Source organism: Brevundimonas sp. LF-1, from assembly GCF_037055305.1.
GTDB classification, from domain to species: domain Bacteria; phylum Pseudomonadota; class Alphaproteobacteria; order Caulobacterales; family Caulobacteraceae; genus Brevundimonas; species Brevundimonas sanguinis.
Genome location: NZ_CP146349.1, coordinates 2,297,020 through 2,321,464, shown reverse-complemented (window position 1 = coordinate 2,321,464; position 24,445 = coordinate 2,297,020). Strand labels below are relative to the sequence as shown.

Sequence of the window (24,445 nt, the reverse complement as noted above, 5' to 3'; positions counted from 1 at the left end):
CGTCCCGGCGCCTGCGGGCAGGATTTGCCTAGCCGTTAACCAAGAGTTCAGCCCCTGCCGTCAAGGTGGCGGCGTAGAAGGAGACGTCTTGCATGAAGGTCACCGGACCCTTGGGCGCCGCTTCAACGCCGACCACACGACCTGCGGCTCGCGCCGCCGGCGGTTTCGCCCTGCCGGCCACGGGCGGCGCGGCCGCCTCAGCGCAGGCCGGCGCGACATCCTCCGCCTCGGGCGTGGCGGGCGCCGCAGCCCTGATGGCGCTGCAGGGCGTCGAGGATCCGACCGAGCGTCGGCGCCGCGCCATCCGTCGCGGCTCCGGCCTGCTGGACCGTCTGGACGAACTGAAGCTGGCCCTGCTGGGCGGCCAGGACGGCGGGGCGGCTCTGAGCCGTCTGGCCCGCGACATTCGGGAACAGCGTGACGAAGCGGTCGAGCCGGGTCTGACCGCCGTGCTGGACCAGATCGACCTGCGCGCCTCGGTGGAATTGGCCAAAGCGGAAATGAGCCGCATTCGCGCCTAAAGGCGACGAAACTTCAGTCTTTTATCGTCCAAGATCGGCTTTGTGAGGATAATTCGTCACACTACCTCAGGGTGAATGCAGCTTAGCCATATCACGGAAACGCGAACGCCATTGCCGCGACTCTTGCCCTTGCCTATACGGCCCATGCGCCGCAGGGGGCGCGATAGGGAAATGAGTGTGAGTGCGATGACCGCATTGGCCTCTGTAGTGTCTGGGGACGCGGCTGTTTATCGGCCGTCCGACGACGAACCGTTCATGAACGAGCGGCAGGTCGCCTATTTCAAGAACAAGCTCCTGGCCTGGAAGGACGATATCCTTCGTGAATCGAAGGGTACGGTCACCAATCTGAAAGCCGAGACCGAAAACCACCCCGACCTGGTGGACCGGGCCTCGTCGGAATCGGATCGTGCGCTGGAACTTCGGACCCGTGACCGTCAACGCAAGCTGATCTCCAAGATCGATGAGGCCCTGCGCCGGATCGAGGACGGCTCCTACGGCTATTGCGAAGACACCGGCGAGCCGATCGGCCTGGGACGCCTTGAGGCCCGCCCGACCGCCACTCTGTCGGTCGAGGCGCAGGAGCGTCACGAACGCCGCGAGCGGGTCCACCGCGACGACTGACGTCTTTACGGGCGGTTCGGCTTGACTTGAGCGGACGGCGGCGCGACCAAGCCGCCTTCCTATCGAGGTCGTTGATCCCCATGTCCGTCAAGGTTCGTTTCGCTCCGTCTCCCACGGGTAAGCTGCACGTCGGCAATGTCCGCACGGCTCTGGTGAACTGGCTGTTCGCCAAGGGGCAGGGCGGCTCCTTCGTGCTGCGCATCGACGACACCGACCTGGTCCGTTCGACCCAGGAGTCGGAAGACAACATCGAGATCGACCTGAAGTGGCTCGGCCTGACCTGGGACGAGCGCTACAATCAGTCCAAGCGGTTCGATCGCTATGAAGAGGCCGCCGCCCGCCTGAAGGCCGAGGGCCGCCTCTATCCCTGCTATGAAACGGCCGACGAACTGGACCGCCGCCGCAAGGTGCAGTTGTCACGCGGTCAGCCGCCCATCTACGACCGCGCCGCCCTGTCGCTGACCGACGCCGAGAAGGCGGCCTTCGAGGCCGAAGGCCGCCGCCCGCATTGGCGCTTCAAGCTGGAAGGCAAGCGCGTCGCCTGGGAAGACCTGGCGCGCGGCCACGCTGAGGTGGACACCGCCTCGATGTCCGACCCGGTGCTGATCCGCGAGGACGGGCTGTTCCTCTATACGCTGCCGTCGGTCGTCGACGACATCGACATGGAGATCACCCACATCATCCGGGGCGAGGACCACGTCACCAACACCGGCGCCCAGATCGAGATCTTCGAGGCGTTGGGGGCCAAGGTTCCCGGCTTTGCTCACATGCCGCTGCTGGTCGGCGCGGACGGCACGGCCCTGTCCAAGCGTCTGGGATCGCTGGCCATCATGGACATGCGCGCCGACGGCTATGAGCCGATCGCCATCACCAGCCACCTGGGCAAGATCGGCACATCGGACAATCTGGAAGTCGTCGCCTCGCTGGCAGACCTGGGCGCCGCCTTCGCCTTCTCCAAGATGGGCCGCTCGCCCGCGCGGTACGACACGGCCGATCTGGATCGTCTGAACGCCCAGGCGGTGCACGCCATCGACTACGCCGAGGCCAAGCCGCGCCTGGAGGCTCTGGGCGTCGATCTGGGCGAGACCTTCTGGAACACGGTGAAGGGCAACCTCAACAAGTTCGGCGACGTCGTTGATATGGCGAAGATCGTCACCGGGCCGGTCACGCCGGTGATCGAGGATGCGGCCTTCGCCACCGCCGCCCTGGAGCTGCTGCCGGACACCATCGACGCCGACGCCTGGTCGGCCTGGACCGCAGCGGTGAAGGACAAGACCGGGGCCAAGGGCAAGGGGCTGTTCATGCCGCTGCGTCTGGCGCTGACCGGTCAGGCGCATGGACCGGACATGGCCGCCATGATCCCGCTGATCGGCCGAGCCCGTCTGGTTCAGCGGCTGAAGGGCGAGGCCGCCTGACGGGCTTCGTCTCACGGATACAAGAAAGGCCGCCTTCGTCGTGAAGGCGGCCTTTTTTATCTGGCGCTGAAGTCGGGATCAGGCCGCGTTGCAGGCGGCGATTTCTTCTTCGTTCAGGCTCTGACCCTTGTAGGTGAAGCTGGTCACCGGGCCGAGCTTGGCGACCACGCGACGGCAGGCGCGCGTCGCCGGCTGGCTGGAGCCGCCCGTGGCGGTGCAGGCGTCGCCTTCACAACGCCAGGTCGCGCCATCGACAATGACGCGGCCCGAAGGCGCGCTGGCGGCGTCCGCCAGGGTGGCGTTGGTAACGGGCGCCTGGGCGAAGGCGGGAGCGGCCGCGAACAGGACGGCGGCGGCGAGAAGAGCACGCATGGACAGTCTCCGATAAGGGTAGGGCGCACGCCCAGCAACGCCATAGACCGTTGTTTAAGAAAACTGTCAATCCAGCTTCTCGCCCGACGGACCGGCGTTACTGACGCACGTTTACTTACCGGCGATCATGTTGCAAGTGGGGCGTGTCCTGCGCCGATTTCATGGCCTCGATCGCGCCTTCGACCGAATCGACGCTGACATAGGCGTCCAGGAAGCTGCGCGGCGTCATGCCCTTCTCGACCGTGTGCTCGATCAGGGTGAAGAAGCCGTCCCAAAAGCCGTCCAGATTCAGGAAGATGACCGGCTTGGCGTGCAGGTCCAGCCGCTTCCACGACAGCAGCTCCACCACTTCCTCCAGCGTGCCGACGCCGCCGGGCGCGACGACGAAGACGTCGGACTCGTCGTACATCAGCTGTTTGCGCTCATGCATGGAGGTCACGACGATCGTCTCTACATCGTCGAACAGGCGCTCGCGGCTGCGCAGGAAGGCGGGCATGATGCCGACGACGCGGCCGCCCGCCGCATGGGCCGCGCGGGCCGAGGCGCCCATCAGCCCCACGCCGCCGCCGCCGTAAACGAACCGCCATCCCGCCTCGGCCGTCGCCTTGCCGAAGGCCGCCGCCGCCTCGACATATTTGGCGTCCGTGCCATCGGACGAGCCGCAGAACAGACAGACAGAGCGACCCTCGAAGGGGGCGATGTTGACGGGGGCAGGGACATGGAGTGTCTGACGACCTTTACGGTTAAGCTCCAGCACGAACCGGCTGGCCTGGATGAGGCAGCAACCTATAGTGATGCGAGCCAGGATGGAACGAGCGAAGAACGAAGGGATGAAGGCGATGGCGGCGTGGGGCCGAGGCGGACTGAAGCTGTCGTTGGCCACGTGTCTCGGCCTGACCATCGTCGGCTGCAGCGGGCCGCGTCAGCCAATGGAAGAGCCGAAGCAGGCAGATCAGGACAACTGGGCCGCCGCGCCGCATATCGATAAGGTCACCCTACAGGGCTCCGGCGTTGTCGTCAGCGGCCAGGCACCGGCGGGCGCGCGCGTCATTCTCAGCAACGCCCTGGGCCAGGCGATGGCGGCAGGCGCCGATTCCCAGGGGCGCTTTGAATTGCGCGTCGGCCGGGAAGCGCTCGGCCATGTCCTGACCCCTGAAATCCAGATCGGCCAGACCCCGACGCCGGGTCCGGAACGCCTTTTCCTGGCCGGAGACGGCGCCGTCGTCGCCGCCTTGCTCATCGACGGCGGTCCCAGCCGTCGACTGACGGACGGACCCGCTCTGGACGCCGTGGACGGCGATGGCCGCGCCCTGCTGGCGTCCGGCCGTTCCACGCCGGGCCAGCGCGTGGAAGTGAAGAGCGAAGGCGAAACGGCCGTGGCCGTGGCCGACGAAGCCGGCCTGTGGACCGCGCCGCTCTCGCGGGCCGGGGACCGAGCGGTGCAGATCGAGGTCGGGGGCGAGCGTTACGCCTATCCCGGGCCGGGCCCTGCGACGGGACGGGCGGAACGCGCCGGACAGGGATGGCGGGTCACGCGCGCTTTGTCCGACGCCGCGCGCCAGACCAGCTGGTTTCCCGACAGGGCCGGCTCCACGGCGGCTTCCGAAACGTCGTTAACGCCGCATTAACCAAACCAGTTGATCTACGGACTGTCTTCTTTTGGGAGGACACCCACCATCACCGAATGACTTTAAGCCCGGCGCCTGGCGTCGGGCTCTCTTTTGGGTCACAGGGCTGAGTAATCGGCCAACATCCGCGCCAGCAGCCCTGCGACGACCTGGCGTCCGGCGTCGGCGTCCTGGCCCAGCATATCGCGCAGAGGATCGCCGATCAGGGCGTCGCCGAAGGCGCTCAGGGCGATGAAGAGGACGGCCGAGCCGATGACGCCGTCCGCCTGGCCGTCGCTGGCGCCGATCTTCTCCTTGATGGCGGCGACCAGGTTGCGCACCGCCGCCCGCACCGGCTCGAGGTGAGACAGGTCCCCCGACATCGCGATCCAGGCGGCGAGCCGCCCGGCGCCGCCGGTCGAAAAGGCGGCGAAGACGGCGTTGACCACCTCCAGCGGCGCGCCGTCATCGGTCCTCAGCCGAACGATCGCAGCGTCCAGCGCGTCGCTCAGATCAGCAGTCATCGAGGCCATCACGGCGGACTGAAGCCCGGCCACAGAGCCGAAATGGTGGATCAGATTGGCATGGGTGACGCCGATTTCGCGTGCGACGGAGGTCAGGGTGACGGCGCTCGGCCCTTGGGTCAGCAGCAGGTCGCGCGCCGAGCTGATGGCTTCGCGGCGGGCTTCGTCAGGCGAACGGCGGCGACGCCGGGGCTTGTCTGCGACGGAGAGCGGCATCAAGGAACGACCTTTACGAAGTCCGATTTCTTACGGCCCGCCCGATTCGACTGCAAGGGATCAGAGGCGGCGGCTTTGTCGTTCGGCGCGGGTTGCGGTGCGCGTTCGGCGCGGCCTAACTAGAGGCGGGGCGAGTAAGAGGCGGTGAACGGCATGAAGGCGCAGTGGATCGGACCGGGACTGGCGGCGACGCTTGTGCTTCTGGGCGCTTGCGGAAAGCAGGACGAACCGCAGACCGACGCTATGCGCGAACCGACCCCGCGCGCCCCCGCGGCCCTGCCCGAGGTCAAGGAAAGTCCGACCCTGGCGGCGGTCCGCCAGCGCGGCCGCCTGAACTGCGGCGTGCACGAAGGTCTGGTCGGTTTCGCCTATACCGACAACCGGGGCGCCTGGCGGGGCTTTGACGTGGATTTCTGCCGCGCCACGGCGGCGGCCATCTTCGGCGACCCGGATGCGGTGCGTTTCGCGCCGCTGACGACAGAGCAGCGCTTCGACGCCGTCCGCGCCGGTCGCGTGGACGTGCTGTGGCGCAATACGTCCTGGACCATGAGCCGTGACACGGCGTCGGATCTCAGTTTCGCCGGCGTGAACTACTACGATGGGCAGGGCTTCATGGTCCGCCGCTCGCTCAACCTGACCAGCGCGGCCGAGTTGAACGGCGCGCGCATCTGCGTCCAGTCCGGCTCGACGACCGAACTGAACGTCGAGGACTACTTCCGTCGTCGAGGCATTGAATACCGCCCGGTCGTCGTCACCACCGAAGGCGAGGCGCGCCAGGCCTATGCGCGCGAGGCGTGCGACGCCTTCACTGCCGACATCTCGGCCCTGGCCGCTGCGCGCACGACCCTGCCCAACCCGCAGCAACACATGATCCTGCCCGACGTGATCTCCAAGGAGCCGCTGGGGCCGGTCGTGCGCAGTGGAGACGATCGCTGGCTGGCGGTGATCCGCTGGACGCTGAATGCTTTGATCCTGGCTGAGGAACTCGGCGTCACCCGCGACAACGCCGCTGACCTAGCGAAGAATTCGGCGGATCCAAGAGTGCGTCGCCTGCTTGGCGTGGAAGGCGACTTCGGCCCCAGCATCGATCTGCCGCGCACATGGGCGCTGGATGCGATCACAGCCAGCGGAAACTACGGCGAAATATTCGATCGAAACCTGGGCGAACAGTCGTCGCTTGATCTCGAGCGGGGACTAAATGCTCAATGGTCCGCTCGACCTGGCGGGTTGATCTACGGCCTTCCTGTCCGCTAGTCCTGTAAGGGGGAGCAGGGAAGGGACCGGATGGAGACTACAGCCAAGCGCGGACTGCCGCTTCACATGCTGATGCTGATCGGATTTCTGGTCGGCCTCATCGGCGGCCTCATCGTCAATCTGACCGTCGGCGGCGATGTCGGCTGGGTTCAGTGGCTGACCTCCAACATTACAGGACCAGCTGGCCAGATCTTCCTGCGCCTGCTGTTCATGCTGGTGCTGCCCCTGCTGTTCTCGGCGCTGGTGATCGGCGTGGCCGAGATGGGCGACCTCAAGGCCCTCGGCCGCGCGGGATCGCGCAGCCTGATCTATACCGTAGTGATTTCCGCCATGGCCGTCCTGATCGGCATGGTCATGGTCAATGTGTTCAGGCCGGGCGACGGCGTCGATCCGGTCCTCGCCCAGCAACTGCTGGATCAGGGGCGCGCCGGGGCCGCCTCCATCATCGGCAATGCGCCGACCTCGGTCCAGGCCGGCGACTTCTTCCTCGACTTGATCCCCTCGAACGTCTTCACGGCGGCGGCCGAGAACCAGATCCTGCCGGTCATGGTCTTCGCCCTCTTCTTCGGCGTCGGCCTGGTTATGGCCAAGAGTCCGGCCACCGACCGCCTGCAACAGACGATCGAAGGCCTGTTCGAGGTGATGATGAAGCTCATCAACCTCGTCATCCGCGTCGCGCCTATCGCCATCGCCTGCCTGATGTTCAACCTGGCGGCCCTGTTCGGCTGGGACCTGCTGATCCGGTTAGGCGCCTTCGTCGCCGTCGCCGTGGGCGCGATGGCGATCCATATGTTCGTCGTCTATCCGCTGTTCGTGTGGCTGGCTGGCGGCATGTCGCCCGTGAAGTTTTCCGCTCCATCCGCGAGGCCATGGTGGTGTCCTTCTCCACCGCCTCCTCGAACGCCAGCCTGCCCGTGTCGCTGCGCGTCGCCGAGCAGGAACTGGGCCTGCCGCGCAAGATCGCCCGCTTCGTCCTGACCGTCGGCGCCACCGCCAACCAGAACGGCACCGCCCTGTTCGAGGGCGTTACGGTGCTGTTCCTGGCCCAGTTCTTCGGCGTCGACCTGACGCTGGGTCAGCAGGTCATCGTCATGCTGGTCTGCATTCTGGGCGGGGTCGGCACGGCAGGGGTTCCGGCGGGCAGCCTGCCGGTCATCGCCATGATCCTGGCCATGGTGGGCGTGCCGCCCGAGGGCATCGGCCTGATCCTGGGCGTCGACCGCTTCCTGGACATGTGCCGGACCTCGCTGAACGTCACCGGCGACCTGGTGATCGCCACCATCGTTTCTCGCGGCGAGACGGACGAAGACGAGCCGGACGCGCCCGCGCCGCCGCTGGCGGCAGGCGCGGCCTAACCGACCGCCAGGGGCGCGTCCGGCCGCGCGCCCCATTCGGCCCACGACCCGTCATAAAGCCGCGACGGCCGCCCCAGCACGGCCAGCCCCAGGGTCAGGATCGCCGCCGTCACGCCCGAGCCGCAGCTCGTGATGACCGGCCGCTCCAGATCGACGCCCGCCGCGCGAAAGGCGTCTTCCAGCGCCTGACCCTGTTTCAGCGTCCCGTCCGCATTCAGCAGATGGCCGAACGGCAGGTTCAGCGCCCCCGGCATATGCCCCGCGCGCACGCCGGGACGCGGTTCGGCCGCTTCGCCCCGAAAGCGGGCCGCCCCGCGCGCATCGACCACCTGAAGGCCCTCGGCCAGCGCGGCGCCGACCTGACCGAAGTCAGCCACGGCGTCCGCATCGAACCGCGCTTCAAACTGCGTCGGGACCAGCGCCCCGGCCGCGCCGCCTTCCAGCGGTCGCCCTTCGGCCTTCCATTTCGGCAGCCCGCCATCCAGCACGCGCACGCGCTGAGCGCCCATGGTCCGCAGCGTCCACCAGACCCGCGCCGCCGAGAACAGCCCTTGGGCGTCATAGACCACGATGTCGTCGCTCTCGGACACGCCCATCGCCCCCATCGCCTCGGCGAAGGCTACGGGCGAGGGCAGCATGTGGGGATAGGGGCTTTCCCGATCCGACATGGCGTCCAGATCGAAGAAGACGGCGGCGGGCAGCCGCTCGCGCTCGAAATCCGCGCGCGCGTTGCGTCCATCCAGCCACCAGCTGGCGTCGATGATGCGCAGGTCCGGCTTGGTCAGCTGCGCGGCGAGGGCTTCGGTCGAGATCAGGGGTGTCGGGCGTGTTCATGGCCTCAGATTACCACGATCGCTCGAACGATGGTCAGGGCCCGAGTCGCCGGATAAGTTGCGAAATCGCATCCGCGACGCCACCTGTCCGACTCAAAGTCGCGGCATAGGCTCGCGAACCGCCGTTGAAACCAGTCGAAAGCGCCGCCGTGACCTCTCCGAACGCCGTCATCACCCTGTCCGAAGGCCTCAAGACCCCCGTCGTCATCGGCGGCGGCGCCCGCATCGTCTTCATCGCCGGCCCCTGCCAGATGGAAAGCCGGCAGCACGCGCTGGAGACGGCCCATCAGCTGAAGGAGATCGGCGAGCGCCTGAACCTCGGCATCATCTACAAGACCAGCTTCGACAAGGCGAACCGCACCAGCGCCAGCGCCGCGCGCGGCATCGGCCTGAAGGACGCCCTGCCGATCTTCGCCGAAATCCGTGAAGTCACCGGCCTGCCGACCCTGACCGACGTCCACTCCGAGGCCCAGTGCGCGCCCGTGAGCGAGGCCGTGGACGTGCTGCAGATCCCGGCCTTCCTGTCGCGCCAGACCGACCTGCTGCTGGCCGCCGCCGCCACGAACAAGGCGATCAACATCAAGAAAGGCCAGTTCCTGGCCCCCTGGGACATGAAGAACGTCATCGCCAAGGTCACAGGCGCCGGCAACCCCAACGTCATGGCCTGCGAGCGCGGCGCCAGCTTCGGCTACAACACCCTGGTCAGCGATATGCGCGCCCTGCCGATCCTGCGCGAGATCGGCTGCCCCGTCGTCTTCGACGCGACCCACAGCGTCCAGCAGCCGGGCGGGCAGGGGACCTCCTCGGGCGGCCAGCGCGAGTTCGTGCCGGTGCTGGCCCGCGCCGCCGTCTCCGTCGGCGTAGACGCCGTGTTCATGGAGACGCACGAAGACCCGGACAACGCTCCGTCGGACGGCCCCAACATGGTGCCGCTGAGCCAGTTCGAGGCCCTGGCGGCCGAACTGATCGCCTTCGACGACCTGGCCATCAAGCTGGGTCACAAGGGGCCGATGGCGAAGACGGCGTGAATCCGCTAGTTCGGCGTCATGGCTGAACGTTCTCTCGATCTCGGCGCCCTGCAGTCCCTGCTGGAGCGCGTGCGCGACCTGAAGGTCGCCTGCGTCGGCGATCTGATGTTGGATCGCTATGTCTATGGCGAGGTCAGCCGCATCTCGCCCGAGGCGCCGATCCCGGTCCTGCGCGCGCGCCGCACCGTGGCCATGCCCGGCGGCGTGGGCAATGTGGCGCGCAACGTCGCGGCCCTAGGCGGTCGGGCCCGTCTGGGCGCGGTCGCGGGCGATGACGCGGCGGGCGCCGAACTGGCCGATCTGATCGCCGCCGAGGACCGGATCGAGGACGCCCTGATCCGGCCCGAAGGCGCCGCCACCATCGTCAAGACGCGCTTCGTCGCCGCCGGCCAGCAGTTGCTCCGTCTGGACGACGAGGCCGCGACCCATTCGGGCTATGCCGACAAGGCGGTGTTCCAGGGCGCGGGCGCCATCCTGCTGTCCGACTACGCCAAGGGCGTGGTGGACGACGGCGCCATTCAGGCGGCGCTGTGGGCCGGGGCTGAATACGGCGCGCCGGTCATCGTCGACCCCAAGGGCCGCGACTTCGCCCGCTATGGCGCGGTTGACGTCATCAAGCCGAACGCGAGCGAACTGGCGGGCGCCACCGGCCTGCCGACCGAAACCGACGAACAGGTCGAGGCGGCGCTGGCCGCCCTGCTGGCCGCCACCACGGCTCAGGCCGTCATCGTCACCCGCGCGGGCAAGGGCATGACCCTGGCGAGGCGGGGTGGCGGCGTCACCCACTTCCCCGGCCTGGCGCGCGAGGTGTTCGACGTGTCGGGCGCGGGCGACACCTGCCTCGCCGCGCTGGGTCTCGCTTTGGGTGCGGGCGCAACGCTGGAGCAGGCGGTGCAGTTCGCCACCCTCGCCTCGGGCGTGGTCGTGGGCAAGAGCGGCACCGCCGTCGTGACCCCGGCCGAACTGATCGAGGCCGAGATGAGCCAGCACGCGGCCCTGGCGCAGTCCAAGGTCACCCCGCTGGACGAGCTGGCCGATCAGGTCGAAGCGTGGAAGCGTCAGGGCCTGAAGGTCGGCTTCACCAACGGCTGTTTCGACATCCTCCACCGCGGCCACGTCGCCTATCTGGCCCAAGCGCGCAGCTGGTGCGACCGGCTGGTCGTGGCGCTGAACACCGACGCCTCGGTGCGTCGCCTGAAGGGCGAGGGCCGTCCCGTCAACGACCTCGACAGCCGCGCCGCCGTTATCGGCGGCCTGGTCAGCGTTGACCGGGTGACGGCCTTCGACGACCCGACCCCCATCGCCCTGATCGAGCGGCTGCGGCCTGACGTGCTGATCAAGGGCGCGGACTACACCAAGGACAAGGTCGTCGGCGCCGCCGAGGTCGAAAGCTGGGGCGGCGAAGTCCGTCTGGCCGACTTCGCCGACGGCTATTCCACGACCAAGACCATCGAGAAGATGACTGGAGCTCCCGAATGACCCCCTCAAGCAGCGCAGCGGTAGGGGATCAAAAATGACGCCTCGCATGATTGTGGTGACCGGCGGCGCGGGCTTTATCGGCTCCAACATCGTCGCCCGCCTGTGCGAGAGCGGCGCCTGGGACGTGGTGGTCTGTGACCGGCTGGAGACGGCCGACCTCGCCAAGTGGAAGAACATCGCCAAACACCCCATCGCCGACCTGTGGGCGCCGGAAGAATTGTTCGACCAGCTGGAGCGTCACGCCGACCGCATCGAGGCGGTGATCCACATGGGCGCCATCTCCTCGACGACCGAGCCGGACGCCGACCTGATCCTGCGCACCAACTTCAGCCTGTCGCGCGACATCTGGGACTGGTGCGCGGTGCGCGACGTGCGGATGATCTACGCTTCCTCGGCCGCCACCTACGGCGACGGCGAGGCCGGGTTCGAGGATCGCGACGATCCTGAGAGCCTGAATGCGCTTCGGCCGCTAAACGCCTATGGCTATTCGAAATACCTGTTCGACCAATATGCCGTCCGGCAGGCCGATCGCGACGAGGCGCCGCGTCAGTGGGCGGGGCTGAAGTTCTTCAACGTCTATGGTCCGAACGAGGGCCACAAGGGCGGCATGAAATCGGTCGTGGCCCAGATCTGGCCCAAGGTTCAGGCGGGCGAGACGGTCAGCCTGTTCCGCTCGCACAACCCGAACTACCCCGACGGCGGCCAACTGCGCGACTTCGTCTTCGTCGATGACGTGGTCAACATCATCCTGTGGCTGCTGGAGCGTGAAGACATCTCGGGCGTGTTCAACGCGGGTTCGGGTCAGGCGCGCTCCTTCGCCGATCTGGCGCGAGCCACTTTCGCGGCGGCCGGCAAGGAGCCGTCCATCGCCTATATCGACATGCCCGAGGCGATCCGCGACCGCTATCAGTACTTCACCGAGGCCCGCATGGATCGCATCCGCGCCCTCGGCTACGGCGGCCAGTCGACCCCGCTGGAGGAAGGCGTCCGCCGCTACGTCCAGGACTTCCTGGCCCAGTCGGACCCGTACCGCTGATGCTGCCCCGGCTGACTGCGCGCCAGTGGGTCGGCTACGCGGGCTTTGCGCTCGTCTTCATTCTGACGGCGGCGGTCGTCGTCTGGCGCGGCGATATCCTGCGCTCAGCTCTGGATCCGCAGGTGCCGTTCCAGACCTATCAGCCGCCGGCCACGCCTGACTATGCACAGGCTGACGCCTGGGCGCTGCTGGACGCGCGCACGCCGACGGCCGGTCCTGCACACGTCTTCTTCGTCCATTCCACCACCTATAACGGCGGCAAGGAGTGGAACGGGGCCGTTGACGACGCCCGCGCCCTGGCCGGGCTGCGCGGCGCGGTCCTGCCCAACTACGCCGGGCCTCTGGCCCTGGCTGGAGACGTCAGCGCGCCCCTGTATCGCCAGGCCAGCCTCTACACCCGCCTGACCCTGCGCGAAGACGCCCGAGAGGCGCGCGCCTTCGCCTATCAGGACATATCCGCCGCCTTCGGCGCCTGGCTGAAACGCCATCCGGACGGCCCCATTATCCTGGCCGGGGTAGAGCAGGGCGCCGAACTGGCCGACCGCCTGCTGCATGAACGGATCGCGCCCGATCCCGCCCTGCGCTCGCGTCTGGTCGCCGCCTACCTGATGGAGCACCTGGCTCCGACGTCTCGCTTCACCACCATTCCCCTGTGCAGCAGCCGCGAGCAGGCTGGCTGCGTCATAACCTGGCGCTCGCTGGAGGAGAACAACGAGAGCGAGGCGCGCCGCGCGCTGCGGCGGGCTCTGACATGGGACGACCGTGGAACTCTGGTGACGTTCGACGGCCTGGCCTCGGCCTGCGTCAATCCTGTCACGGGATCGGCAGGCGCCCCGCGCTCTGAAATGCGCGAAAGCCGCGGCGCCACCAACGCCACCAATCTGGAGTGGGGCGTACGTCCCGCCCTGCAGCGTCGTATCGTCGCCGCCGAGTGCCGCAACGGCGTCCTGTGGCGGTCACGCCTGAGTTCTGAGTCCTTCCGACCCACGGGTGCCTGGGCGGAACAGCGCAAGATCCCGCCCTACAACCCCTTTTATGCGGACATAGAAGCCGATGCGATGGCCCGCCTGTCGGCATGGTCGGCGCTGCATCCGTCGTAAGCGCGTCAGGCCCTCGGCGCTCAGGCCCTTTGCATGTTCAAGGCCGTCATCAAGGCGTCGCGAATGGCGCCTTCAGTGAAGGGCTTCTGCACTGTGGGGTTGCCGCGCCAATGTTCCGGCAGCCCCGCCTCGCCATAGCCGGTCGAGAACACGAACGGCACGCCCCTGGCCTTCAGCGCCTCGGCCACCGGGAAGATTTCTCGCCCCGCGACGTTGACGTCCAGCAGGGCGGCGTCGAGCGGCGCGGTCCCTGAGGCGACGTTCAGCCCGTCCTCGATATTGGATTCCGGGCCGACCACGTCGCAGCCCAGATCGGCCAGGATCGTCTCCAGCAGCATGGCCACCAGGGACTCGTCCTCAACGATGAGCACGCGTCTGCCGGAAAAGATATCGGTCATCAGGCTTCTGTCTCCAGCGGCAGGGTGAATCGGGCGCTCAGGCCGTCTTCTGTGTAACTCATATCGACGGCGCCGCGCAGGTCGTGACGAACATTGCGTTCGATCAGGCGAGTGCCGAAACCGCGCCGCTCCGGCTTCTTCACAGGCCGACCGACTTTTTCGCTCCAGATGATCTCCAACTGGGGCGAGGCATGAGGGATCACGCGCCAGTCGACCGACACCCGACCGTCGCCATGAGCCAGGGCGCCGTACTTCGCGGCATTGGTGGCCAGTTCATGGAAAATCATGCCCAGCGACAGGGCGCGGGCGGGCGACAGGGCGATGTGAGGCCCATTCAGGCTCAGTCGCCCCACGCCATGCGCCAGCGTCTCGTGTTCCAACACCGCGCGCAGGTCCGCTCCTTCCCAGTGGCTCTTCGTGAGCAGGTCGTGGGTGTGCGACAGGGCCATCAGCCGCGCCTCAAAGGCTTCGGCGAACGAGCGGGGGTCCTGATGGGTGCGGGCCGTCTGCATGGCGATCGATTGAACGGTGGCCAAGGTGTTCTTCACGCGATGATTGAGCCTCGTCGATCATCAGCTTCTGCCGTTCGGCGGCCATGACGACATCCGTCACGTCATGCCCTTGAACAAACACGCCGATCACGCGCGCGTTCTCGTCCCGGATGGGTTGATAGGCGAAGTCGATGTAGCGATTGGCCGCCGGCCCGTCGGGCGAATGCTGCAGGCTGAACGCGCGCTGCCGGCCCATGACCGGTTCCCCAGTCTCGTAAACGTCGTTCAGGAAGTCGAGATGACCTTGCTCGCCCAACTCGGGCAGGGCGTCTTTGACGGTGCTGCCCAGAATGTCGCGATGATTGACGAGCCGGTAGCAGGCCTCATTACAGAACTGCACGACATGATCTGGTCCGCTCAGAACGGCTACAAAGCCTGGCGCGTTCAACAGCACGTCCGATAGCTGCCGCCGTTCGGCCTCCAGCCTCTGATTGTCGGCCTCGACCTTCAGCGCGCGACGGAAGACCCCGCCGCCTAGCATTTCATCGAGGGCGTTGCCTGAACCATCCTGGGTCGGCCGCGCCCTGATAAGGTCGGTGACATCGCTGGTGTGCTGCAGGATATGGGTGACTTCGCCCTGATCGTTCTTGATCGGCGTGTGGGTGCAGCTCCAGTAGCGCTCTTCGAACACGGCCTGGCCGTGGGCCCCTGTCGTACGGATCGGATAGTGAAGCAGGGCCAGATGATCGGACTGCCCGCTTCCCAGCACTTTTCTGAAGGACGCCTCCAGCCGCTGGCTGTCTTCACGACCAGGACCGTCCGCCGCCGCCCCGAAGACGTCCATGACGTGGGCGCCGATCAGCTCTTCACGCGTACGCTGGGTGACATCCAGATACGCCTGGTTCATCCCTGCAAACCTCAGGTCGCGATCCAGCAGCATATAGGGGTTAGGCGAGGCGTCGAAGGCCGCGACTAAGTCAATCGTTTTGGCCAGTGTCTTCAACACGCCCCCCGTCCTGTTGGGTCCCTAACGCAACGCGCGCGGAAAGGGTGCACGGCCTGCTGTTGAAACAGGAAAACTGTAAAGACGAGCGTTCTTAAGCGTCAAGCTGACGGCGGCTTGTCGGAAGCAAGAAATCTTCAGGAGGAGGAATGGTGGACGCGACAGGGATTGAACCTGTGACCCCCTCGGTGTGAACGAGGTGCTCTCCCGCTGAGCTACGCGTCCGCCTGGGAACGGGGCGGTCAGTGACTGCGCCGTCGGGAGGCGGGGACATAGCCCGCGATTCCGACGACGGCAAGCCTCAATTCATCAAATCGGTGCGTCGCTTGCTCAGATTCCCGCCGCCCGCACGCCGTCCGGCGTTTCGTCCTCCGGATCGCCGGGCAGCCAGGCCACGTGGCCGTCATAGATGTCCTGGTTCAGGATGCCTTCTTCCTTCGCAACCAGGACGGGCACGACCATCTGGCCGGTGACGTTGGTGGCGGTGCGCATCATGTCGATGATGCGGTCGATGGCGATGATGTAGCCCACGCCTTCCAGCGGCAGGCCCGCTGTCGACAGAGTCAGGGTCAGCATGACGATACTGGTCCCCGGCACGCCCGCCGTGCCCAGCGAGCCCAGCACCGCCGTCAGGCCGATCAGGACATATTGCGTCGCCGTCAGCTCGATCTGGAAATACTGGGCGATGAAGATGGAGGCGATGGCCGGATAGATGGCGCCGCACCCGTCCATCTTCACATTGGCTCCCAGCGGCACGGCGAAGGAGGCGTAGGCCTGCGGCACGCCCAGGCGCTCGACCGTCTGACGCAGGGTGACGGGCAGGGTGCCCAGAGACGAGGAGGTGGCGAAGGCCGTCTGCATGGCCGCGCCCGCGCCGCGGAAGAAGCTGACCACCTTCAGTCCGTGCAGCTTCAGCAAGCCCGAATAGACGATGAAGATGTGGAACAGGCAGGCCGCATAGATGGCGAAGATGAACTTGCCCAGCGGCAGCAGCGCCTCCCAGCCGTAGCCGCCGACGACCGAGCCGATCAGGCCGAACACCCCGAACGGGGTCAGTTGGATCACCCAGCGGGTGATGCGGAAGATCAGGGCCGCGCCCTCATCCACCAGCCTGCGCGCGGTCTGCGCCCGGTCGCCCAGCGCCACCAGGGCCGCGCCAAGCAGCGCCGAGAAGAAGATGATCTGCAACACCTTGCCTTCAGCCAGCGAGGCGAAGGGATTGGTCGGCACGACGCCCAGCAGCACCTGCAACGGCGAGGGGATCTCGCGCGCCTTCACCTCGCCCAGCGGCAGGTCGGACAGGCCAACTCCCGGATTGATGATGTGCCCGAACGCAAAACCGACCAGCACGGCCAACAGGGAGGTGACGGCGAACCAGACGATGGTCCGCACCCCCAGCCGCACCGCGCCGACCCCTTCGCCCAGTTTGGCAATCGAACTGGCGATGGTGAACAGCACCAGCGGCGCCACCACCATGCGGATCAGGTTCAGATAGACGTCCCCGATGGGCTGCAGCCAGACGGTCGCCTGCTCGCGCAGGATCAGGCCGGCGATGATGCCCAGGGCGAAACCGGCGGCGGTGCGCTGCCACAGGGGAATGGCGAAGAAGCGACGAAGCATGACGACCCTTGGGGAGGAACAGGTCGACCTATGTGTTTCGCAGACGCGAAGACGGCAACAGCGACGGGCGCAGATGGGGTGCAGAAGTTCTAAAGTGTTCGATAGTTTTCCTTCTCCCCTTGAGGGAGAAGGTGGGCGCCGGAGGCGCTCGGATGAGGGGCGCCGCCTCGTATCCGATCCAACAGCCGCACGATCACGCGACTTTCAACCGTCGCGCAGACACCCTCATCCGGCCCTGACGGGCCACCTTCTCCCTCAAGGGGAGAAGGGAGAGTTATGCTCTCATCACCTCAGCCAGCGCCGCTTCGAACGCATCGTAGTGGTCAATCATCACATCGCCGCCCAGCGCGTCGCGCGGCACATCGTTGTAGCCGAAGCTGACGGCGATGCAGGGCACGCCCGCATCCTTGGCCGCCTTGGTGTCCGTGGTGCTGTCGCCGACCATGACGCAGCGCGCCGGATCGCCGCCCGCCTTTTGCACCGCCTCAATGATGTGCGCGCCGCTGGGCTTGCGGGCCGAGACCGCATCCGGGCCAGCGACGAAGGCGAAATGGCGCGTCAGCCCCAGCGCCTCGATCAGCGCCACCGACAGGTCCGTGCGCTTGTTGGTCGCCACGCACAGGATCGCCCCGCGCGCGCTCAAGCGGTCCAGCGCCGCGACGCAGCCGTCGAACGGGCGGCTCTCGTCGGCGATATGGGCCATGTAGTCCTCGATGAAACGCTCGAACAGACCGGGCGCATGGGCCTCGTCCCAGGCGGCGCCCGCTTCCATGAAGCCGTGGCGCAGCATGGCCATCGCGCCGTGCCCGACCAGATGCCGGGTCGAAGACATGGGCACGGGCGGCAACTCATACTCCGCCAGCATCCGGTTCAACGTGCCGATCAGGTCGGGCGCCGAGTCCACCAGCGTCCCGTCCAGATCGAAGGCGATGGTCCAGCCTTCCAGGTCGCGCTCAATGCTCACTCATCTGTCTCCCGGCTCGCGAAGACCCCGGCAATGGGCTAGATCGCAGACAACGACAAGCCGCCGGATCGATTCATGACCGCTCCCCATCCCCAGAGTCATCCTAGGGCCGCCATCATCCTCGCCGCCGGGCATGGCACGCGGATGAAGTCGCCCCTGCCCAAGGTGCTGCATCCGGTCGGCGCCCGCGCCATGCTGGACCACGCCATCGACGCGGCCGAGGCTCTGGGCTGCGAACGCATCGTCGTCGTGGTGGGCTCTCATTCGCCCGAGGTCCGCGCCCACGTCGAAAAGCGCCTCGGCGCCGACAGCATCGCCGTTCAGGACCCGCCGCTCGGCACCGGCCACGCCGTCCGCGCCGCCGAGGCCGTGCTGGGCGACTTCGTCGGCCATGTGGTCGTCACCTACGGCGACGTGCCCCTGCTGAAGGCCGCCGACATCGAGCCGGTCTTCGCTGATGCTCATGAAGGCGTCACCGTCATCGGCTTCGAGGCCCGCGATCCCGCGCCTACGGTCGCCTGATCCTCGACGGCGACGACCTGCTGGCCATCACCGAGGCCAAGGAGGCGTCTGCTGACGTCCTGGCCGTCACCGCCTGCAACTCCGGCGTCATGGCCGCGCCGGTCGGCCTGTTGTTCGACCTGCTGGCCGAGGTCCGCAACGACAACGCCAAGGGCGAATACTATCTGACCGACGTGGTCGAGCTGGCCCGCAAGCGCGGCGCCCCGACCCGCGCCGTCTTCGCCGCCGAAGACTCTGTCATGGGCGTCAACGCGCAAGGCGAGCTGGCTCAGGCCGAGGCCCTGTTCCAGAAGACCCAGCGCGAGCATTTCCTGGCGCAGGGCGTCACCATGAGCGCCCCCGACACCGTCCACTTCGCCTGGGACACGGACATCGGCGCCGGCACGACCATCGAGCCCTTCGTCGTCTTCGGCCCCGGCGCCCGCGTGGCCGAGGGCGCCCGCATACGCAGCTTCAGCCATATCGAGGGCGCCAAAATCGCCCGCGGCGCCGAGGTCGGCCCCTACGCCCGCCTGCGCCCCGGCGCCGACCTGGGCGAGGGCGTCAAGATCGGCAACTTCGTTGAGGTCAAGAACGTCCGCATGGACGCGGGCGCCAAGGCCAACCATCTGGCCTATCTCGGCGACGGCCATGTGGGCGCGAAGGCCAACATCGGCGCGGGCACGATCTTCTGCAACTACGACGGCTTCTTCAAACACCGCACCACGGTGGGCGAGGGGGCCTTCGTCGGCTCGAACGCCTCGCTGGTCGCCCCCGTGACCATCGGCGCAGGCGCCATGGTCGGCTCCGGTTCCGTGGTGACCAAGGATGTCGCGCCCGGCGACCTGGCCCTGGCGCGCGGTCAGCAGACGACGAAGCCGGGCTGGGCCGCCCGCTTCATGGAAACCATGCGCGCGAAGAAGGCGGCGAAATCCCAATGAGCGACCTGCAGAAGAAGAACGCCGGCGAAGCCGCCGCTCAATACGTCGAGGCCGGAATGGTCGTCGGCCTGGGCACCGGCTCGACCGCCGCCTGGTTCGTGAAAGCCCTGGCCGCCCGCAACCTGCCCGACCTGCGCTGCGTCCCGACGTCCGAGCGCACGGCCGATCTGGCGCGCGAGCTGGGTCTGACCCTGTCGACGCTGGAAGACACCCCCCGCATCGACCTGACCGTGGACGGCGCCGACGAGATCGGCCCCGGCCTGGCGCTGATCAAGGGCGGCGGCGCGGCCCTGCTGCGCGAGAAACTGGTGTGGGAAGCGTCCGCCCGCTGCATCTGCATCGCCGACGCGGCCAAGGTGGTTCCGGCGCTGGGAACCTTCCCCTGCCGATCGAGGTCGTCGCCTTCGGCCACAAGACGACCGCCAACCGCATCGCCGACGTTCTTGCCGATCATGACATCGCTTCGCCGGCCCGCGTGCGCGAGGCCGAGCGCGGCCTGATCCGCACCGATGGCGGCAACCTGATCTACGACGCCGCCTGCAAGCTGATCGCCGAGCCGACCCGCCTCGCCTCCGACCTCAAGAGCCTGACCGGCGTGGTCGAGCATGGCCTGTTCCTCGACCTGACCGACCTGGCCGTCATCGGCACGGACGAGGGCGTCTATACGATCAATCCGTAGGCGGCGGCACCTCATCGGCCAGTCGGGCATGCGCGCGACGGATCGAGGACTGGATCTCCGACTTGCCCGCCCGCACGTTCTGTCGAGTGCGCTGGGCGCCGTACAGGCCGTCCAGATAAGCCTTGTCCCACTCGGTCAGATAAGGAGCGCTGCCCGGATCGTTGAAGACGTTCAGGATCGAGGCATAGGCGCTGGTGTCCGCCGTCGGGTCGATCTGCGCCAGCGACACCATGGCGATATAGTCCGCCAGTTGCACCGAATTGACCGCGCCGGTCTTGCTGACATCGACGACGATGATGGCCCGGAAGATGTTGTCGACGATCTGGGTCGTCAGCCGCGAAGCTGCGAATACGTTGATGGTCGGAGCATAGTCCATCGGCCCCGAGCAGGCGTCCGCGCATTCTCCGGGAATGCGGACCGCGCGCTGGCCCGTTTCGGAATCGACCGGCATGCTGACCTGCCACCAGCGCACGGGGCGGCTGGTCTCCTGGAAGTCTCTCAGCGCCGCGGCGCCGCGATCCATGCCGGAGCCGCCCATGCGCAGGGCCCGACGGCGGCGTTCCACCAGCTCCTGCGCGAAAGCGTCGCCGTCAGCGGTCGCGACGATCAGCAGGTTGGGCGTGCAGCCGGGATCGCCGGCGTTCAATCCAAGGTCCTCCGCTACGGTCGAAACGCGGTCCACCAGATATTGCGCGGCTTCACGGCGCAGATTGACGGCGCCCACGCAGACGCTGCGATCCCACCGGGCGATGCCGCGCCCGCGATTGGGCGCTGCGACTTCGCTGACGAAGCTCTCGATCAGGTCGTCAAGGCGTCGGCCCGAGACCTGGATATCTTCCAGCCGAACCGCTTGATCCTCAGGGGCGGGCGCGGCCGACTGAGCGGGCGGGGCGCTGGCGCTGAGCGCAAGAGCGAGAAGGGCTGCGATCATCACCTGGCCTCACGACATGTTCTGACCCAGCCACAGTATTTCATAACCGCGTCTGGTGAAAGCGGGGCGGTGGCTGTCCTGCGCCCACTCGGGCTTCTTTGACACGGGCCTGCCTCGCGCCTTGCCCCCTCGCATCCGGGCGCCTAAGTCGGGGTCAGCGCTGCGGTTCGACCGCGCGATTTCAGACGATTCAGACGAATTGGACTCTATTTTTGGGTCCAGCCAGCCGGAGCCCCCGATGAGCCAATACGACTACGACCTCTTCGTCATCGGCGCCGGTTCGGGCGGGGTGCGGGCGGCGCGGCTGACGGCCTTGGGCGGCAAGAAGGTCGCCATCGCCGAGGAGTATCGGGTCGGCGGCACCTGCGTCATTCGCGGCTGCGTCCCCAAGAAGTTCATGGTCATGGCCGCCGAGGTCAGCCACGCGCTTGAGATCGCCGAGGGCTACGGTTGGTCGTTCGCCGACGCCAAGTTCGACTGGCCGACCTTCCTTCAGGCCAAGGATGTCGAGATCGCGCGCTTGTCGGGCATCTACGCCGCCAATCTGGGCAAGGCGGGCGTGGACCTTCTGCACGGCCGCGCCATTCTGAAGGACGCCCACACCGTCGAGGTCGTCGGCAAGGACGGCGGCGACAAGCAGACGATCACGGCCGAGAAGATCCTGATCGCCACCGGCGGCCGCCCGTGGAAGCCGGACAGCCTGCCGGGCATCGAGCACGCCATCACCTCCGAAGAAGCCTTCCACCTGCCCGAACTGCCCAAGCGCGTCCTCGTCGTCGGCGGCGGCTATATCGCGGTCGAGTTCGCGGGCATCTTCGCCGGGCTGGGGGTCGAGACGACCCTGATCTATCGCGGACCCAACATCCTGCGCGGCTTCGACGACGACGTGCGCGCCCATCTGGCGGGCGAGATCGAGAAGCGCGGCATCAAGGTCATTCTCGGCTGCCAGCATGAATCGATCGAAAAGACCGAGGCGGGCCTGATCAACCACCTCGAAAACGGCATGAAGATCGAGACCGACGTGGTGATGTTCGCCACCGGACGCGCGCCCTATGTCGAGGGGCTGGGGTTGGAAACCGCCGGGGTCGAGCTGAACGAGAACGGCGCCATCAAGGTCGACGAATATTCCAAGACCACGGCCGACAACATCTGGGCCATCGGCGACGTCACCGACCGGATGAACCTGACCCCCGTCGCCATCCGCGAGGGCGTGGCCTTCCATGAGACGGTGTTCAAGAACAACCCTCAGCGGTTCGACTATGAAGCCGTCGCCACAGCCGTGTTCAGCCAGCCGCCCGTCGGCGTCGTCGGCCTGACCGAGGCCGAGGCCCGCCACGCCTGTCCGGGCGAGGTGGACGTCTACGTCACCCGCTTCCGCCCGATGAAATACGCCTTCACGGGCTCGGATGAGCGGGTCCTGATGAAGCTGGTGGTCGAGGCCGAAACCCAGCGCGTCGTCGGCTGCCACATCGTCGGCCCTGACAGCCCCGAGATGATCCAGTTGGCCGCCATCGCCGTAAAGGCCGGCCTGACCAAGGCTCAGTGGGACGCCACCTGCGCCGTTCACCCGACGATGGCTGAGGAGTTGGTCACACTGAGAGAGAAGCAGGCCGCGGCGGCCATGACGGCCGGCTGATTATGCGACGAGGCGGCTTGCCAGCCGCTCCGACCCCGCGCCTTATGATGTCTGAAGGCCCCGACCGGGGCAGCCGCAAGATCAAGGAATTCGTCATGAAACCGCATCTGCTCGCCGCCGCCGTCGCCGCCGCCTTCCTGAGCGCCGCGCCTGTTGTGGCCCAGGACGCCGCCGCGCCTGCCTATCAGGCCGCCGTCGCCGACTCTCTACGCCCCGCCGACGAGGTCGAGCGCGACGCCCTGCGTCATCCCGCCGAGATGCTGGCCTTCGCTCAGGTGAAGCCGGGCCAGCGCATCGCCGACATCCGCCCCGGCGCGGGCTATTTCACCCGCCTGTTCGCGCGCGTCGTGGGCGAGGGCGGCCACGTCTACGCCTTCGTGCCCAACCGCACGGCCGAGCGCGAGAACCCGCGCGCCGACGCCCTGGTCGCCGCCTATTCCAACGTCAGCCGCGTCAACGGCGACCTGGACGCCATGAGCTTCGACCAGCCGCTGGATCTGGTCTTCATGAGCCAGGAATATCACGACTTCCACATCCCCCGTTTCGGCGTGGACGTGGCCAAGATGAACGCCGACATCTTCAAGGCGCTGAAGCCCGGCGGCCTCTATGTCGTCATCGACCACCAGGCCGCGCCCGGCGCCGCCAACTCCGTGGTCGAGACCCTGCACCGCATCGAGGGCGCCCAGCTTCGCAAGGAGGTCGAGGCCGCCGGCTTCGTCTTCGACGGCGAGAGCGCCGCTGTCGCCAACCCGGCCGACGATCACAGCCTGAACGTCTTTGACGAGGCGATCCGGGGCAAGACCGACCAGTTCGTCTATCGCTTCCGCAAGCCGAACTGAGGCGTCTCGTCTCAATTGGTGACTGGCGAAGCGGGTCGTGCGGCGCTAACCCTCGGCCAAAATCCATAAGGGAAACGCACAGATGACTCGCATCGCCTTCATCGGTCTGGGCAACATGGGCGGCGGCATGGCCGCCAATCAGGCCAAGGCCGGGCATGACGTCGCCGCCTTCGACCTGTCGCCCGCCGCGCTGGAACGCGCCGCCGAGGCCGGATGCCGCACCGTCAGTTCCGTCGCCGAGGCCGTGAAGGACGCCGAGGTGGTCATCACCATGCTGCCCGCCGGGCCGCACGTCCTCAGCGTCTATTCCGAACAAATCATCGGCGCGGCGCCCTCCAGCGCGCTTCTGCTGGACTGCTCGACCATCGACGTGGAGACGGCGCGCAAGGTCGCCGGCCTGGCCAAGGAAGCGGGCTACGCCTTCGCCGACGCGCCCGTTTCGGGCGGCACGGCCGCGGCTGACGCCGGGACCCTGGCCTTCATGGTCGGCTGCGACGAGGCCGACTTCGCCCGCGTCGAACCGGCGCTGGAGCCGATGAGCCGCATCACCATCCGCGCCGGCGACCACGGCGCCGGGCAGGCGGCCAAGATCTGCAACAACATGCTGCTGGGCATCAGCATGATCGGGACCTGCGAGGCCATCGCCCTGGCCGAGAAGCTGGGGCTCGAACCCGAGCGCTTCTTCGAGATCGCCTCCAAGTCGTCGGGCCAGTGCTGGAGCGTGACCAGCTACTACCCCTGGGCCGGTCCGGTGCCGACCGCCCCGTCGAACCGCGATTATGAAGGCGGCTTCGCCACCGCCATGATGCTGAAGGACCTCAAGCTGGCTCAGGACGCCGCCGCCAAGGCCGGCGCCTCGACGCCGCTGGGCGCCCAGGCCGAGGCCCTCTACGCCCTGTTCAACGGCCTCGGCTACGGCGGCAAGGACTTCTCCGCCATGGTCCAGATGCTGCGCGGGCGGATCGATACGCTGAGCTGAGCCATGGCTTTCCTCCCCATGCCAATGGGGAGGGGGACCACGAAGTGGTGGGGGGCCTGACGACGGCAGAACCAAGCAGCCCCTCCGTCTCGACCGCTCCGC

The 24,445-nt window shown here is 67.2% G+C and carries 24 protein-coding genes, 1 tRNA gene and 2 pseudogenes; 16 read left to right on the top strand and 11 right to left on the bottom strand.

Annotated elements, in window-relative coordinates; translation table 11 throughout:
• The first annotated feature begins 92 nt into the window (after positions 1 to 92).
• From V8F63_RS12860 to gltX, 3 genes are all read left to right on the top strand, one after another.
• Positions 93 to 521, top strand: a complete 429-nt coding sequence (locus V8F63_RS12860) for a flagellar assembly protein FliX (protein ID WP_303706190.1) — start codon at positions 93 to 95, stop codon at positions 519 to 521.
• 186 nt (positions 522 to 707) lie between these two features.
• Positions 708 to 1,142, top strand: a complete 435-nt coding sequence (dksA, locus tag V8F63_RS12855) for an RNA polymerase-binding protein DksA (RefSeq protein ID WP_082891449.1) — start codon at positions 708 to 710, stop codon at positions 1,140 to 1,142.
• Between the two features lie 80 nt (positions 1,143 to 1,222).
• Positions 1,223 to 2,557, top strand: a complete 1,335-nt coding sequence (gene gltX, locus V8F63_RS12850; protein WP_392353524.1) for a glutamate--tRNA ligase — start codon at positions 1,223 to 1,225, stop codon at positions 2,555 to 2,557.
• A 78-nt stretch (positions 2,558 to 2,635) separates the two neighbouring features.
• On the opposite strand, the gene V8F63_RS12845 is transcribed toward gltX, so the two are convergent.
• Both V8F63_RS12845 and V8F63_RS12840 read right to left on the bottom strand, forming a co-directional pair.
• Positions 2,636 to 2,929: a hypothetical protein gene (locus V8F63_RS12845; RefSeq protein ID WP_392353522.1), complete on the bottom strand. Its 294-nt coding sequence runs from the start codon at positions 2,927 to 2,929 to the stop codon at positions 2,636 to 2,638.
• 115 nt (positions 2,930 to 3,044) lie between these two features.
• Positions 3,045 to 3,629: a TIGR00730 family Rossman fold protein gene (locus V8F63_RS12840; protein WP_392355097.1), complete on the bottom strand. Its 585-nt coding sequence runs from the start codon at positions 3,627 to 3,629 to the stop codon at positions 3,045 to 3,047.
• Between the two features lie 175 nt (positions 3,630 to 3,804).
• On the opposite strand from V8F63_RS12840, the gene V8F63_RS12835 reads away from it, so the two are divergent.
• The gene (locus tag V8F63_RS12835; protein WP_392353520.1) at positions 3,805 to 4,557 is read left to right on the top strand and encodes a hypothetical protein; all 753 of its coding nucleotides are present in this window, start codon (positions 3,805 to 3,807) and stop codon (positions 4,555 to 4,557) included.
• A 98-nt stretch (positions 4,558 to 4,655) separates the two neighbouring features.
• Here V8F63_RS12835 and V8F63_RS12830 read toward each other — a convergent pair whose 3' ends face one another.
• Entirely contained in the window at positions 4,656 to 5,276 is a 621-nt protein-coding gene (locus V8F63_RS12830; protein ID WP_025977091.1) for a TetR/AcrR family transcriptional regulator, read from the bottom strand.
• 153 nt (positions 5,277 to 5,429) lie between these two features.
• On the opposite strand from V8F63_RS12830, the gene V8F63_RS12825 reads away from it, so the two are divergent.
• Genes V8F63_RS12825 through V8F63_RS12815 form a run of 3 tightly spaced genes read left to right on the top strand, consistent with a single transcriptional unit; the run spans position 5,430 to position 7,885 of the window.
• Complete coding sequence (locus tag V8F63_RS12825; RefSeq protein ID WP_392355096.1) at positions 5,430 to 6,530, top strand: amino acid ABC transporter substrate-binding protein; 1,101 nt, start codon at positions 5,430 to 5,432, stop codon at positions 6,528 to 6,530.
• 30 nt (positions 6,531 to 6,560) lie between these two features.
• Positions 6,561 to 7,508, top strand: a complete 948-nt coding sequence (locus V8F63_RS12820) for a cation:dicarboxylase symporter family transporter (RefSeq protein ID WP_392353518.1) — start codon at positions 6,561 to 6,563, stop codon at positions 7,506 to 7,508.
• The gene (locus V8F63_RS12815) at positions 7,400 to 7,885 is read left to right on the top strand and encodes a cation:dicarboxylase symporter family transporter (protein WP_392353516.1); all 486 of its coding nucleotides are present in this window, start codon (positions 7,400 to 7,402) and stop codon (positions 7,883 to 7,885) included. The genes V8F63_RS12820 and V8F63_RS12815 overlap by 109 nt, the downstream gene beginning before the upstream one ends.
• On the opposite strand, the gene sseA is transcribed toward V8F63_RS12815, so the two are convergent.
• A complete protein-coding gene (gene sseA / locus V8F63_RS12810; protein ID WP_392355095.1) occupies positions 7,882 to 8,649 on the bottom strand; it encodes a 3-mercaptopyruvate sulfurtransferase in 768 nt (255 codons plus the stop codon). The two genes, V8F63_RS12815 and sseA, sit on opposite strands and share 4 nt — an antisense overlap.
• 218 nt (positions 8,650 to 8,867) lie before the next feature.
• On the opposite strand from sseA, the gene kdsA reads away from it, so the two are divergent.
• From kdsA to V8F63_RS12790, 4 genes are read left to right on the top strand one after another with little or no spacing between them, the layout of a single operon-like run.
• Positions 8,868 to 9,746, top strand: a complete 879-nt coding sequence (gene kdsA, locus V8F63_RS12805) for a 3-deoxy-8-phosphooctulonate synthase (protein WP_025977087.1) — start codon at positions 8,868 to 8,870, stop codon at positions 9,744 to 9,746.
• A gap of 18 nt (positions 9,747 to 9,764) precedes the next feature.
• Complete coding sequence (gene rfaE2 / locus V8F63_RS12800; RefSeq protein ID WP_392353514.1) at positions 9,765 to 11,225, top strand: D-glycero-beta-D-manno-heptose 1-phosphate adenylyltransferase; 1,461 nt, start codon at positions 9,765 to 9,767, stop codon at positions 11,223 to 11,225.
• A gap of 34 nt (positions 11,226 to 11,259) precedes the next feature.
• Positions 11,260 to 12,261 (top strand): ADP-glyceromanno-heptose 6-epimerase, encoded by a 1,002-nt coding sequence (gene rfaD / locus V8F63_RS12795; protein ID WP_392353513.1) that lies wholly within the window; start codon positions 11,260 to 11,262, stop codon positions 12,259 to 12,261.
• Positions 12,261 to 13,361 (top strand): DUF3089 domain-containing protein, encoded by a 1,101-nt coding sequence (locus tag V8F63_RS12790; RefSeq protein ID WP_392353512.1) that lies wholly within the window; start codon positions 12,261 to 12,263, stop codon positions 13,359 to 13,361. Before rfaD ends, V8F63_RS12790 begins: the two co-directional genes overlap by 1 nt.
• A gap of 20 nt (positions 13,362 to 13,381) precedes the next feature.
• Here V8F63_RS12790 and V8F63_RS12785 read toward each other — a convergent pair whose 3' ends face one another.
• The 6 genes from V8F63_RS12785 to V8F63_RS12760 all read right to left on the bottom strand — a co-directional run bounded on the left by V8F63_RS12785 (position 13,382) and on the right by V8F63_RS12760 (position 17,837).
• Positions 13,382 to 13,759, bottom strand: a complete 378-nt coding sequence (locus tag V8F63_RS12785; protein ID WP_025977083.1) for a response regulator — start codon at positions 13,757 to 13,759, stop codon at positions 13,382 to 13,384.
• Complete coding sequence (locus V8F63_RS12780; protein ID WP_392353510.1) at positions 13,759 to 14,295, bottom strand: sensor histidine kinase; 537 nt, start codon at positions 14,293 to 14,295, stop codon at positions 13,759 to 13,761. Before V8F63_RS12780 ends, V8F63_RS12785 begins: the two co-directional genes overlap by 1 nt.
• Entirely contained in the window at positions 14,219 to 15,256 is a 1,038-nt protein-coding gene (locus V8F63_RS12775; RefSeq protein ID WP_392353508.1) for a PAS domain-containing protein, read from the bottom strand. Before V8F63_RS12775 ends, V8F63_RS12780 begins: the two co-directional genes overlap by 77 nt.
• Positions 15,257 to 15,403: 147 nt before the next feature.
• Positions 15,404 to 15,478: transfer RNA gene (locus tag V8F63_RS12770), tRNA-Val, on the bottom strand.
• Positions 15,479 to 15,583: 105 nt separating this feature from the next.
• The gene (locus tag V8F63_RS12765) at positions 15,584 to 16,873 is read right to left on the bottom strand and encodes a dicarboxylate/amino acid:cation symporter (RefSeq protein ID WP_392353506.1); all 1,290 of its coding nucleotides are present in this window, start codon (positions 16,871 to 16,873) and stop codon (positions 15,584 to 15,586) included.
• Positions 16,874 to 17,147: 274 nt separating this feature from the next.
• Positions 17,148 to 17,837 carry an HAD-IA family hydrolase gene (locus tag V8F63_RS12760; protein WP_392353505.1) on the bottom strand — a complete coding sequence of 230 codons (690 nt, stop codon included), beginning with the start codon at positions 17,835 to 17,837 and terminating at the stop codon, positions 17,148 to 17,150.
• 75 nt (positions 17,838 to 17,912) lie between these two features.
• On the opposite strand from V8F63_RS12760, the pseudogene glmU reads away from it, so the two are divergent.
• Both glmU and rpiA read left to right on the top strand, forming a co-directional pair.
• Positions 17,913 to 19,279 (top strand): annotated as a pseudogene (gene glmU / locus V8F63_RS12755) (bifunctional UDP-N-acetylglucosamine diphosphorylase/glucosamine-1-phosphate N-acetyltransferase GlmU).
• A pseudogene (gene rpiA / locus V8F63_RS12750) lies at positions 19,276 to 19,958 on the top strand (ribose-5-phosphate isomerase RpiA). The pseudogenes glmU and rpiA overlap by 4 nt, the downstream one beginning before the upstream one ends.
• Here rpiA and V8F63_RS12745 read toward each other — a convergent pair.
• Positions 19,948 to 20,889: a hypothetical protein gene (locus V8F63_RS12745; protein WP_392353503.1), complete on the bottom strand. Its 942-nt coding sequence runs from the start codon at positions 20,887 to 20,889 to the stop codon at positions 19,948 to 19,950. The pseudogene rpiA and the gene V8F63_RS12745 sit on opposite strands and share 11 nt — an antisense overlap.
• A 238-nt stretch (positions 20,890 to 21,127) precedes the next feature.
• Between V8F63_RS12745 and gor the strand changes: the two genes are divergently transcribed.
• The 3 genes from gor to mmsB all read left to right on the top strand — a co-directional run bounded on the left by gor (position 21,128) and on the right by mmsB (position 24,343).
• Positions 21,128 to 22,525, top strand: a complete 1,398-nt coding sequence (gene gor / locus V8F63_RS12740; protein ID WP_392353501.1) for a glutathione-disulfide reductase — start codon at positions 21,128 to 21,130, stop codon at positions 22,523 to 22,525.
• 95 nt (positions 22,526 to 22,620) lie between these two features.
• Positions 22,621 to 23,364, top strand: a complete 744-nt coding sequence (locus V8F63_RS12735; protein ID WP_392353499.1) for a hypothetical protein — start codon at positions 22,621 to 22,623, stop codon at positions 23,362 to 23,364.
• An 82-nt stretch (positions 23,365 to 23,446) separates the two neighbouring features.
• On the top strand, positions 23,447 to 24,343 hold the full coding sequence (gene mmsB, locus V8F63_RS12730; RefSeq protein ID WP_278068980.1) for a 3-hydroxyisobutyrate dehydrogenase: 897 nt from the start codon (positions 23,447 to 23,449) through the stop codon (positions 24,341 to 24,343).
• Positions 24,344 to 24,445 lie beyond the last annotated feature (102 nt).